Origin of the sequence: Streptomyces sp. DG2A-72 (assembly GCF_030499575.1) — a bacterium.
Classification (GTDB): Bacteria; Actinomycetota; Actinomycetes; order Streptomycetales; family Streptomycetaceae; genus Streptomyces.
Genome location: NZ_JASTLC010000001.1, coordinates 9,288,589 through 9,299,417, shown reverse-complemented (window position 1 = coordinate 9,299,417; position 10,829 = coordinate 9,288,589). Strand labels below are relative to the sequence as shown.

At 73.4% G+C, this 10,829-nt stretch carries 1 protein-coding gene; it reads right to left on the bottom strand.

Annotated features, from left to right (window positions below; translation table 11 throughout):
* Positions 1-45: 45 nt before the first annotated feature.
* Positions 46-10,785, bottom strand: coding sequence for a type I polyketide synthase (locus tag QQY66_RS44045; protein WP_301986068.1), 10,740 nt, complete (start codon positions 10,783-10,785; stop codon positions 46-48).
* Positions 10,786-10,829: the final 44 nt, after the last annotated feature.

Sequence of the window (10,829 nt, the reverse complement as noted above, 5' to 3'; positions counted from 1 at the left end):
GCCCCCAGGAGGGGCTGGGGGCGGCCGGCTGGAGGGGTACGGCGCTCAGCCGAGTTCGTTGTCGATGAAGGCGAAGATCTCGTCGTCCGTCGCCGCGTCGATCTTGTCGGCGACCCGCTCAGCCTCCACCGGTCGCGCCGCCTCGTCGAAGCGGGCGAGCAGGGCGGCGAGGCGCCGCTGGATGCCGGCGCTCTCCTCGTCGGTCGGGTCGACGTCGGTCAGCATCTGCTCGATCCGGTCGAGTTCGCCGAGCAGGCCCTCCGGGCCCGCCGCCGGCAGGTGCGGGATCTGTGTGCGCAGATGACGGGCCAGGTCGGCCGAGGTCGGGTGGTCGAAGACGACCGTGGCGGCCAGCTTCAGACCGGTGGCCGCGTGGAGCCGGTTGCGCAGCTCCACCGCCGTGAGCGAGTCGAACCCGAGGTCCTTGAAGGCACGCTCCGGCTCGACCGTCGCGGCGGAACGGTGTCCCAGCACCCCGGCGACCTCCGTACGCACCAGGTCCAGCAGATGCACCGCCCGCCGGCTCTCGCTCAGCGCCGCCAGCCGCTCGACCAGCCCGCCGCCCGAGCCCGCCGCCGCTCCGGCCGCGGCCTGCCGCCGCGCCCTGACGGGCACCAGCGCCCGCAGCACGGCGGGCACACCCTCGGAACGACCGCGCAGGGCGGGTAGGTTGAGCCGTACGGGGACCAGCAGGCCGTCTCCGTCACCGGCGACCGCCCGGTCGAGCAGCGCCAGCCCCTCGGCCTCGCCCAGCGCCTCCGCGCCGAGCCGCGCGATCCGCTCCCGGTCCGCCTCGGCGAGCCTGGCGGTCATCGCGCTCGCCTCGGCCCACAGCCCCCAGGCCAGGGAGAGGCCGGGGAGCCCTTCGGCGCGCCGACTCTGGGCGAGGGCGTCCAGGAAGACGTTCGCCGCCGCGTAGTTGGCCTGACCCGCGTTGCCGAACACACCGGCAGCCGACGAGAACACCACGAACGCCGACAGCTCGTAGTCACGCGTGAGCTCGTGCAGATTCCAGGCGGCGTCCACCTTCGGGCGCAGGACGGTGTCGAAACGGGCCGCGTCCAGCGACTCCAGCACACCGTCGTCCAACACCCCGGCCGCGTGCACCACACCGGTGAGCCGGCGCCCGTCGAGCGCATGGGCGAGGGCATCGGGGTCGGCCGCGTCGCAGGCCAGGATCTCTACAGCCGCGCCCTGCTCGGTCAGTTCGTCGCGCAGTACGTCCATGCCGTCGGCGGCGAGACCCCGGCGGCTGAGCAGCACCAGCTCCCGCACACCATGCACCGCCACCAGGTGCCGGGCGACGACGCCACCCAGTGTCCCGGACGCTCCCGTGACGAGCACCGGACCACTCCCGAACCCCGGAGCCTCACCGGTCTCGACCTGCGCCCGCACCAGACGCGGGGCTCGTACGGCGCCGTCGCGGACGGCCCACTGCGGCTCACCCGAGGCCAGCCCGGCAGCCAGCGCTTCCGCACCGGCCTCCACCGGAAGGTCCGCCAGCACGAACCTGCCCGGATGCTCGGCCTGGGCCGCCCGCACCAGACCCCACACCGGCGCCGTCCGCACATCCACCGCGTGATCACCCGACACGGCCACGGCACCACGGGTCACCACGACCAGCCGCGACGACGCCAGCCGCTCGTCAGTGACCCACCGCTGCACCACACCCAGAACACCGGCGAGCTGATCCCGCACGGCATCCGGCACCGGACCCGCGACGGGCGCGCACTCCAACACCACGGCGACGGGAAGGTCTTCCGAGGAGGCAATCAGCGCATCCACATCCGCGAACGCGAGACCACCGTCGGCCAGAGGCGAGTCCCCCAGCACCGCCCAAGGGGCCACCTCACCCGAACCGCCGGGCACCGGCACCCACTCCACCCGGAACAGGGGGTCGGCATCGTCCGGGACCGCCAACTGCTCCGGGCTCACCTCGCGCAGCGCCAACGACTCCACCGACGCGACCGGCAGTCCGGCCTGGTCGAACAGCTCCACGCTCACGCCACCACGTGCCGCGTCCGGTGCGATCCGCACCCGCAGAGCCGTGGCACCGACCGCGTGCAGGGCGACCCCGGTCCACGCGAACGGCAGCGGCGTGCCCGAACCCTCGGCCACGGAGGCGAAGTTCATGGCGTGCAGGGCGGCATCGAGCAGCGCCGGGTGCACTCCGAACGCGTCGGCCGCGTCCGCGGCCTCCTCGGGCAGGGCCACCTCGGCGAACACCTCGTCGCCGCGCCGCCAGACCCGACGCAGGCCCTGGAAGACGGGCCCGTAGTCGTAGCCCCGGTCGGCCAGTCCGTCGTAGAAGTCACCGACCTCGGCCGCCTGGGCGTCCTGCGGGGGCCATACGCCCACGAGGGCGGCGGGGGCGGGGTGCGCGTCGGCATCTGTGAGGGTGCCGAGCGCGTGGCAGGCCCAGGCCGCCTCGGCCGCGTCACGCTCGGGGCGCGAGTGGATCTCGACGGTCCGGCGGCCCTCAGCGTCCGCATCTCCCACGGACAGCTGAAGCTGCAGGCCACCGGTTTCCGGGAGCACCAGTGGCGCCTGGAGGGTCAGCTCGTCGAGCCGACCGCAGCCCACCCGGTCACCGGCCCGCAGCACCAGCTCGACCAGCGCGGTGCCGGGCACGAGGAGGGTGCCGTGGACCGCGTGGTCCGCGAGCCAGCCCTGCGAGGCCGCAGAGAGCCGCCCCGCGAAGACCACCCGGTCCGACCCGGCCAGCTCCACGGCCGCGCCGAGCAGCGGGTGCTCGGCCCGCTGGAGCCCCAGCGCTGTGACATCGCCGGTCGCGGCGGGGGCGTCCAGCCAGTACCGCTCGTGCTGGAAGGCGTACGTCGGCAGGTCGACGCGCCGCCCACCGGCCAGCAGCGCCGTCCAGTCGACCGAACCACCCCGCACGAAGAGACCCCCGGCCGCCTCGACGACCGCCCGCACCTCGGGGACTCGTCGCCGCAGTACGGCCACGGCGTCCGTCTCGAGAGTCTGCTCGACAAGCCCGGTCAGGACAGCGTCCGGGCCTATCTCGACGAACCGCCTGGCTCCGAAGGCGTGCAGCGCCCGCAGCCCGTCCGCGAACCGGACGGCCTCCCGGACATGCCGCACCCAGTAAGAGGGTTCGGCGATCTCCGCGCCCACGACCGCACCGGTAACCGTCGACACGAACGGCACCGACGGCACGTCGCGGAAGGTCAGTCCCTCCACGACAGCCCGGAACTCCTCCAGCATCGGCTCCATCAACGGCGAGTGGAATGCATGGCTCACAGCCAGTCGCTTCACGCGACGCCCTTGAGCGGCGAAGACTCCCGCTACCTTCTCCACCTCGGCGTCGGCACCCGAAAGCACCACAGACTCAGGCCCGTTGACGGCGGCGACACCGGCCCGGTCGGACACCTCTGCCAGCAGGGCCAGCACCTCGTCCTCGCCGGCCTGCACCGCGACCATCACGCCACCAGCGGGCAACGCCTGCATCAACCGGCCCCGCGCAGCAACCAGCGCACACGCGTCCGCCAGGGAGAGCACCCCGGTCACATGCGCGGCGGCGATCTCACCGATCGAGTGCCCGGCCACCGCATCCGGCCGGATCCCCCACGACTCCAACAGCCGGAACAACGCCACCTCCACCGCGAACAACGCCGGCTGCGTGAACTCCGTCCGCGACAACACCTCCGCGTCCTCACCCCACATCACCTCCCGCAGCGGACGCGACAGCAACGGATCAAGACCAGCGCACACGTCATCCAGCCCTTCGCGGAACACAGGGAAGGCGTCGTACAACTCCCGCCCCATGCCCAACCGCTGAGCACCCTGCCCCGTGAACAGGAACCCGGTACGTCCCGAGACGACGGACGCCGACTCCGTCAACGAGCCCAGTCCCTCGGCGAGTTCGTCCAGGTCGGCGCCGACCACCACAGCGCGGTGCTCCAGCGCCCCGCGCGTCGTCGCGAGGGAGAACGCCACGTCCACCGGCCGCAGTTCGGGCCGCTCAGCGACGAACGAGCGCAGCCGCTCCGCCTGAGCCCTCAGGGCCGTCTCCGACTTGGCGCTGATCAGCCACGGGACGAACGGGAGGGAGGGCTCCTCGGCGGCGTCCTCGGCGGGGCGGGCCGGGGCCTGCTCCAGGATGAGGTGGGCGTTGGTGCCGCTGGCGCCGAAGCTGGAGACGCCGGCGCGGCGGGGCAGTCCGGTCTCGGGCCACTCGCGCGGCTCGGTGAGCAGCCGTACGTTCCCCGCCGACCAGTCGATGTGCGGGGACGGTTCGTCCGCATGCAGGGTGCGCGGCAGCACACCGGCCCGCAGCGCCATCACCATCTTGATGACGCCCCCTACACCGGCCGCTGCCTGCGCATGCCCGATGTTCGACTTCAACGACCCCAGCCACAGCGGCCGTTCATCGGACCGCCCCTGCCCATACGTCGCCAGCAGGGCCTGCGCCTCGATCGGGTCACCGAGAGTCGTGCCCGTGCCATGAGCCTCCACCGCGTCGACCTGCCCGGGCCCCAGTCCCGCAACGGCGAGCGCCTGCCGGATCACCCGCTGCTGGGACGGGCCGTTGGGCGCCGTAAGACCGTTGGACGCACCGTCCTGGTTGACCGCGCTGCCCCGCACCACCGCAAGGATCGGGTGGCCCAGGCGTTCGGCGTCGGACAGCCGCTCCACGAGGAGCATGCCGACGCCCTCGCTGAAGCCGGCGCCGTCCGCGCCCGCGCCGAACGCCTTGCAGCGGGCGTCGGGCGAGACGGCGCGCTGACGGCTGAACTCGAGGAACATCTCGATCGACGACATGACGGTGACGCCGCCGACCAGCGCGAGCGAGCACTCGCCCTGTCGGATCGCCTGCGTGGCGAGGTGCATCGCCACGAGGGACGACGAGCAGGCGGTGTCGACGGTGACCGCCGGGCCCTCCAGGCCGAAGGTGTAGGCGATGCGGCCGGTCGCGATGCTGCCGGCGCTGCCGTTGCCGACGTATCCCTCGACGTCCTCGGGCACGGTGCCCGCGCCGAGCCGGGCGCCGTAGTCGTGGTACATGACGCCCGCGAAGACGCCCGTACGGCTGCCGCGCAGGGTGGCCGGGTCGATGCCCGCGCGCTCGAACGCCTCCCACGCCGTCTCCAGCAGCAGCCGCTGCTGCGGGTCCATCGCGAGCGCCTCGCGCGGCGAGATCCCGAAGAACGCCGGGTCGAACTCGGCCGCGTTCCGCAGGAAGCCGCCCTCACGGGAGTAGATCCGTCCGGGCACGCCCGGGGTCGGGTCGTAGCGGGCGTCGACGTCCCAGCCGCGGTCGCCGGGCATGACGTCGATCGCGTCGCGGCCCTCGGCGACCAGCCGCCACAGGTCCTCCGGGGACGCCACGTCGCCGGGGAAACGGCAGCTCATGCCGATGATCGCCATGGGCTCGTCGGCGTCGGCCGGGGTGCTCGGGCGGGTCGCCGGGGCGTCGGCGGCCGGGGTGGCGCCGCCGAGTTCTGACCACAGCAGGCGGACGACGGCGGCGGCGTTCGGGTGGTCGAAGACGAGGGTCGCAGGCAGGCGCAGCCCGGTGGCGGCGCCGAGCCGGTTGCGCAGTTCGACGGCGGTGAGGGAGTCGAAGCCGAGGTCCTTGAAGGCGCGTTTGGGTTCGACCGCGTCGGGGGAGGCGTGGCCGAGGACGGCCGCGACCTCGCCGCGGACCACGTCGAGCAGGAACTCCTCGCGCCGGTCCGCGGGCAGTACGGCGAGCCGCCCGCCGAGGTCGCCGCCGTCGGCCGACGCGGCACCGGCACCCGTACCGGCCGCCCGTCGGCGGACGCGCTGCGGGACCAGGGCACTCAGCAGCGCCGGCACCCCGGAGGCCGCCGCGCGCCGCCGCAGGGCCGCGAGGTCCAGCCGTACGGGGAGCAGGTACGGCTCGTCGGTGCGGGCAGCCGCGTCGAGGAGGGCGAGGGCATGCCCGGTCTCCATGGCGGCGACGCCGAGCCGGGCGAGCCGGTTCAGGTCAGTCTCGCCGAGCCGGCCGGTCATCGCGCTGGTCTCGGCCCACAGACCCCACGCCAGCGACAGACCGGGCAGGCCCTCGGCGCGGCGGGCCTGGGCGAGGGCGTCGAGGAAGACGTTGGCGGCCGCGTAGTTGGCCTGGCCGGCGTTGCCGAGGGTCCCGGCGCCGGCGGAGAACAGCACGAACGCCGACAGCTCGTGGTCGCGGGTCAGCTCGTCCAGATGCGAGGCGGCGTCGACCTTGGGCCGCAGCACGGTGTCGAACCGGGCCTCATCCAGGGACTCCAGCACACCGTCGTCCAGCACACCGGCCGCGTGCACCACACCGGTCAGCCGACGGCCGTCGAGCACGCGAGCCAGGGCGTCGCGGTCGGCCACGTCGCAGGCGACGTTCTCGACGGTCGCGCCGAGTGCGACCAGCTCCGCCTCCAGCCGGTCCATGCCGTCGGCCGCCGGACCACGCCGACTGACGAGCACCAGCTCCCGCACGCCGTGGGCCGCGACCAGGTGCCGGGCGACGACACCGCCGAGCACCCCGGAGGCGCCGGTGACCAGCACCGGACCGTCCCCGAAGCCCGGAGCCTCACCGGCCGGAGCCTGCGCCCGCACCAGACGGGGGACGCGTACGGCACCGTCCCGCACGGCCCACTGCGGCTCGCCGCAGGCCAGGCCGGCGGCCAGCTCCTGCGCACCGGCACCTGCCGGCAGATCCGCCAGCACGAACCGGTCCGGGTGCTCGGCCTGAGCCGCCCGCACCAGACCCCACACCGGCGCGACCCGCACATCCACGGTCTCACCGGCGGTCACGCACACCGCGCCCCGCGTCACCACGACGAGCCGTGAGGACGCCAGCCGCTCGTGGGAGACCCACCGCTGGACCACGCCCAGCACCTCGGCGAGCCGCGCCCGTACGACCTCCGGCACCGCACCCGCGCCCTCACCCGCCGGGCACTCCAGCACCACGGTGCCGGGTAGGTCCTCCGACGACGCGACCAGCGCATCCACATCCGCGAACGCGAAACCATCGTCACCCAGAGGCGACTCCCCCAGCACCGCCCAGGACGCAGCCTCGGCCGAGCCATCATCGGCTGCGGCAACCCACTCCACCCGGAACAGCGAGTCGTCGCCCCCCGGTGCCGCTGCCGCGAGCTGCTCCTCGGACACTTCACGCGTCGCCAGGACGTCCACCGAGGCCACCGGCGCACCGGAGGCGTCCGCCACGTCGAGCGTCACCGTCGTCGGATCACCGGCGACGGGGGCCATGCGCACGCGCAGGGCGGTCGCGCCCACGGCGTGCAGGGCGACCCCACGCCACGAGAACGGCAGCCGGATCCCGGAGGCACCGCCGTCGGCGGGGGCGAAGAGCGTGAGCAGCCCGGACTGGAGCCCCGCGTCGAGCAGCGCGGGGTGCAGCCCGAACTCCCCGGCGGCACCCGTGACTTCCTCGGGAAGGGCGACCTCGGCGAACACCTCGTCCCCGCGGCGCCAGACGCCGCGCAGGCCTTGGAAGGCGGGGCCGTACTCGTAGCCGCGGCCGGCCATCGTCTCGTAGAAGCCGTCGGTGTCGAGGACTTCGGCCTCACGCGGCGGCCACACGGCGAGGTCGGCCCGGCCGCCGGCCGGTTCACCGGCGACGGGCGCCACCGTGCCCGTCCCGTGCAGCGTCCACGGCCCGTCCGCGCCCGGCTCCTCCAGCCGCGAGTAGATGTCCACGCTGCGCACCCCGGCGTCATCGGCGGCACCGACGACGACCTGGACCTGCGCCGCGCCCTCGGGCGGCAGAACGAGCGGAGCCTGGAGCGTGAGTTCCGCCACGCGTCCGCAGCCGACCTCGTCGCCCGCGCGGACGGCGAGTTCGACCAGGCCGGTGCCGGGCACGAGGACGACACCACGCACGGCGTGATCGGCGAGCCAGGGGTGCGTGGCGAGGGAGAGCCTGCCGGTCAGGACGGTGCCGCCGCTGCCCGCGAGGGCGACGGACGCGCCGAGCAGCCCGTGTCCGGCGGCCCCCAGCCCGGCCGCCGCGACATCGGCACCGCTGCCGGTGGTGGCATCGAGCCAGTAGCGCTGGTGCTGGAACGCGTACGTCGGCAGCTCTACCGCGCTCGCGGCCGGTGTCAGTCGTGACCAGTCGACCCCGACCCCGGCGACCCACGCCTCGCCCAGCGAGGCAAGCAGCCGCCGCACACCACCCTCACCCCGACGCAACGTCCCACACACCACACCCCGCGCCCCGGCCGCCTCCAGTGTCTCCTGCACACCCACCGCCAGCACCGGATGCGCACTCACCTCGACGAACGCGTCAAAGCCCCGACGCGCCAACTCCCGCACCGTCTCCTCAAAACGCACCGTCCGCCGCAGATTCCGGTACCAGTACCCGGCGTCGAGTCCGCTCGTGTCCAGGACTCCACCGGTGACCGTGGAATAGAACGGCACCTCACCCGACCGGGGAGAGACATCCCCCAGCACATCGAGGAGTTCTTCCTCCACCTGCTCCACGAAAACCGAGTGCGACGCATAGTCCACCGCGATACGCCGCACTCTCACTCCGTCACGTTCGAGTGCGCTCACAAACTCGTCCAGCGCGTCGACGTGTCCGCACACCACACTCGACGACGGACCATTCACCGCCGCCAGGGACAGGCGTCCTTCCCACAACCCCAGCCGTTCCCGCACCGCGTCGGACGCCAGCGCCACCGACGCCATACCGCCCCTGCCCGCCAGCAGACCGCCGATCACCGCACTGCGCAGTGCGACCACCCGCGCACCATCACGCAACGACAAACCACCCGCCACCACCGCAGCCGCGATCTCACCCTGCGAATGACCCACCACCGCAGCCGGCACCACCCCACACGCACGCCACACCGCGGCCAACGACACCATCACCGCCCACAACACCGGCTGCACCACATCCACAGCCTCAAGCGCCGACGCGTCCTCACTGCGCAGAACCTGAAGCAGATCCCACTCCACAAACTCCGCCAGCGCCTCCTGGCACGCTGCCATCGACTCCGCGAACACCGGCGACGAGTCCAACAACTCCACCGCCATCCCCACCCACTGCGACCCCTGCCCCGGAAACACGAACACGGGCTTGGTGCCGAGATCGGCGAGACCCTTCACCAGACCGTTCCCGGGCCGGTCGGCGGCGAGGGATTCGAGACCGGCGAGCAGTTCGTGCCGGTCGCCACCGACGACGAGGGCACGCCGGGCGAGGGCGGACCGGGTGGTGGAGAGCGAGAACGCCACGTCGGCGGGGGCGAGTCCCGGCCGCTCGGCCACGTGCCCGCTCAGCCGCTCGGCCTGCGCGCGCAGGGCGTCGGCGGACGCGGCGGACACCGGCCAGGCGACGACGTCCGTACCGGAAAGAACAGGCGTCCCCGCGTCACCGGCCCCGCCGTCCGCCTCACCGGAAGCCTCGACGGCCTCGGCCTCCTCCAGGATCACGTGCGCGTTCGTCCCGCTGATCCCGAACGACGACACCGCGGCCCGGCGCGGATGCCCGGCCTCCGCCCACTCCCGCGCCTCGGTCAGCAGCCGCACGTTCCCCGCCGCCCAGTCGATATGCGGCGACGGCACATCCGCATGCAGAGTGCGCGGCAACACACCGGCCCGCAGCCCCATCACCATCTTGATCACACCACCCACACCGGCCGCCGCCTGCGCATGCCCGATGTTCGACTTCAACGACCCCAGCCACAGCGGCCGTTCATCGGACCGCCCCTGCCCATACGTCGCCAGCAGAGCCTGCGCCTCGATCGGATCGCCGAGCCGAGTCCCAGTGCCATGCGCCTCCACCACGTCCACCTCGGACGCCTGCACCCCCGCGTTCACCAACGCCTGCCGGATCACCCGCTGCTGAGCAGGCCCACTCGGCGCACTCAACCCATTCGACGCACCGTCCTGATTGACCGCACTGCCCCGCACCACCGCCAGCACCCGATGCCCCAGACGCCGCGCGTCCGACAGCCGCTCCACCAGCAGCAGGCCGGCGCCCTCGCCGAAGCCCATGCCGTCGGCGGACGCGGAGAACGCCTTGCACCGCCCGTCGGCGGCGACACCGCGCTGCCGGGAGAAGCCGGTGACGGTGTGCGGGGTGCTCATCACGGCGACACCGCCCGCGAGGGCCATGGTGCACTCGCCCCGGCGCAGCGCCTCGCAGGCCAGGTGGAGCGTGACGAGGGAGGAGGAGCAGGCGGTGTCGACGGTGAGCGCCGGACCTTCGAGACCGAGGACATAGGAGACCCGGCCGGAGACCACGCTGGAGACGCTGCCGGTGACGAGGTGGCCCTCCAGGCCCTCCTGCACGTCCGACAGCCGGGCCCGGTACTCCTGGTAGTTGCAGCCGACGAACACACCGGTGCTGGAGCCGCGCAGGGTGGCGGGGTCGATGGCGGCGTGCTCCAGCGTCTCCCAGGCGACCTCCAGGACGAGGCGCTGCTGCGGGTCCATGGCGAGCGCCTCGCGCGGCGAGATCCCGAAGAACTCCGGGTCGAACTCGGTGGCGCCGGTCAGGTACCCGCCCTCGTGGGCGTAGGTCGTGCCGGGGGTCCGCGCCTCCGGGTCGTACAGCGCCTCCACGTCCCAGCCGCGGTCGGTGGGCAGGCCGCCGACGGCGTCGACGCCGCCGTGCACCAGCCGCCACAGCTCCTCGGGGGAGGCGACGGAGCCCGGGTAGCGGCAGCCCATGCCGACGATCGCGATGGGCTCGTTGCTCTGCGCCTCGTACTCGCGCAGCCGCTGCCTGGTCTGCTGCAGATCAGCCGTGACGCGCTTCAGGTAGTCGACCAGCTTGTCGTGATCCGCCATCAGTTCCTGCCCCCTGTGAGTCGCTTGGCGCGGAGTGCATCTGC

Excerpts from the sequence above, each read along its gene's own strand:
- QQY66_RS44045 (WP_301986068.1), bottom strand. The coding sequence starts at position 10,785 with ATGGCGGATCACGACAAGCTGGTCGACTACCTGAAGCGCGTCACGGCT.